This window comes from Pseudomonas sp. UYIF39, assembly GCF_029963765.1.
Lineage (GTDB): Bacteria > Pseudomonadota > Gammaproteobacteria > Pseudomonadales > Pseudomonadaceae > Aquipseudomonas.
In genome coordinates this window covers 1-1995 of the sequence record NZ_JALBYU010000064.1, presented here as the reverse complement: position 1 = coordinate 1995, position 1995 = coordinate 1, and the positions used below count along the sequence as shown (strand labels likewise).

Genomic DNA, 1995 nt, shown 5'->3' with positions numbered 1-1995 from the left:
TGTTGGCGCTGATTGAAAACTGACCCACCCTGCCGATTGAAAAATGACCCAGGACGGATTGCTGATTTTTGTCCCAGCAATTGTGGATAAGCTTAGCAGCAGTGTTCTGGTTGAGGACGCATCCAGCCCCACCGCATGTATGCATGCAGCAGGGCAATTATGGAGCGGATCAAGACTGCTCATCGTCCTCGAAATCATCCCCATTCTTGCGCTTTCGCTCCCTTGATTTGATCTTTGTCTGGGCGGCCAAGGTGCTGTGTTGAAGGCGGTACGACTCGTTGCCCGTTTCGACGATGTGGCAGTGGTGTGTCAACCGATCCAGCAACGCAGTAGTCATCTTGGCGTCGCCAAATACGCTCGACCACTCCGAAAAGCTGAGGTTGGTGGTGATAACCACGCTGGTGTGTTCGTACAGTTTGGACAGCAGGTGAAATAACAGGGCGCCGCCGCTTTGGCTAAAAGGCAAATACCCCAGCTCATCAAGTATCACCAGGTCTGTGCGAAGCAGCCCCTGGGCGATTCGCCCTGCCTTTCCATCGTACTTTTCACGCTCCAGCAGGTTCACCAGATCCACCGTAGAAAAGAAGCGCACGCGTTTGTTATGTGCCGTGATTCCGGATACCGCCAAGGCACTGGCCAGGTGTGTTTTTCCGGTTCCCGGCCCACCGATGAACACGACATTCTGCGCGGTTTCAGTGAACGCCAAGCTGGATAGATCGCTGACCAGCCGGGCATCAGCGCTGGAAGCGCTGAAGTCAAAGCCAGCTAAATCACGGTGCATAGGGAGTTTTGCCATGTTCATCTGGTGGTTCACCGAGCGCACCGCGCGATCCGCATGCTCCTGCTGGAGCAGATGTTCCAGCAGCCATTTCGATGAAGCCGTCGAGGCTGTTCCTTGAGAGACCAGTTCTTCCCAAGCACCGGCCATGCCGTGCAAGCGCAGCTCTTTGAGTTCTGTCATTAAGTCACGCATTGCGATTCTCCTCATCGGTCGTACGGAGCCGGTCGTAGCGCGCCGTATTGGCAACAGGCGCCACTTTGAGTTGCAGGCTGGTTTCCACGCAGGGAGGTGGTGCAGTGGAGGTCAGGCGGGCAAGGACATTGAGGATGTGATCAGCGCTCAGACTTCCCGACTCAAGTACCAACTCCACCGCAACCAGCACCGGTTCGAGACCGGCGATAGGCACAGCAGCCAGTACCTGCATCATGATTCGATCACCGTTGGTGTGACGCCTCAGTCCCCGTTTGAGAAGCAGTAACGGCTTCGGTAGATCGGCAAATGGCGCGCCATTACGCAGTGCCCCGGGCTTGCGTTCGATAAGCGGGATGTAATGCTGCCAGTCAAAACTAACCTGATCTCGATCAAAAAGGCGCTCGTGGCTGGCTATGACCGTTTCATCGGCGATGACCACGATTCGCGAAGGATACAGACGGCTGCTGACCCACTGGCCGACTCGCTCACATGGCACTGAATAGCGATTTCGCGCCACGCTGATCAGGCAGGTGCTGGAGACCCGCACCGTACGTTCGACGTAGCCATCAAACGCTGTCGGCATCGGCATCATTTCAACCCGCTCCAGCTCCAAAACCTCGGCCACCGTCAGCCCGCTGTACTGGGGATGCACCAGCTCGCTCCAGAGCGACCGGCAGCGTTGACCGAGCCAGATATTCAGTTCTTCGAAAGTGTGAAACATGCAGTCTTGAGCGTCGATCCAAATGCGCCGACGGCTGTCTTGGACGTTCTTTTCAACGATGCCTTTTTCCCAACCCGAGGCGACGTTGCAGAAGTCCGGGTCGAACAGGTAGTGGGCACACATGACAGCAAACCGGGCATTAACCGTGCGACCTTTGCCTTTGTTGACCTTGTCGACAGCCGTTTTCATGTTGTCGTAAATGCCGCGACGCGGAACTCCGCCAAGCGCACCAAAAGAGCGGGTGTGGGCATCGAACAACATCTCGTGACCTTGGCTGGGATAAGCAACCAACCAGAACGCG

General features: G+C 56.2%; 2 protein-coding genes. Both read right to left on the bottom strand.

Annotation, left to right across the window (positions count from 1 at the left end; all coding sequences use genetic code 11):
- Positions 1 to 169: 169 nt before the first annotated feature.
- Entirely contained in the window at positions 170 to 973 is an 804-nt protein-coding gene (istB, locus tag MO767_RS30800) for an IS21-like element ISPsy20 family helper ATPase IstB (RefSeq protein ID WP_282483614.1), read from the bottom strand.
- The coding region (gene istA, locus MO767_RS30795) for an IS21 family transposase (RefSeq protein WP_282483613.1) at positions 966 to 1995 on the bottom strand (1030 nt) is incomplete at its 5' end. The genes istB and istA, both read right to left, overlap by 8 nt.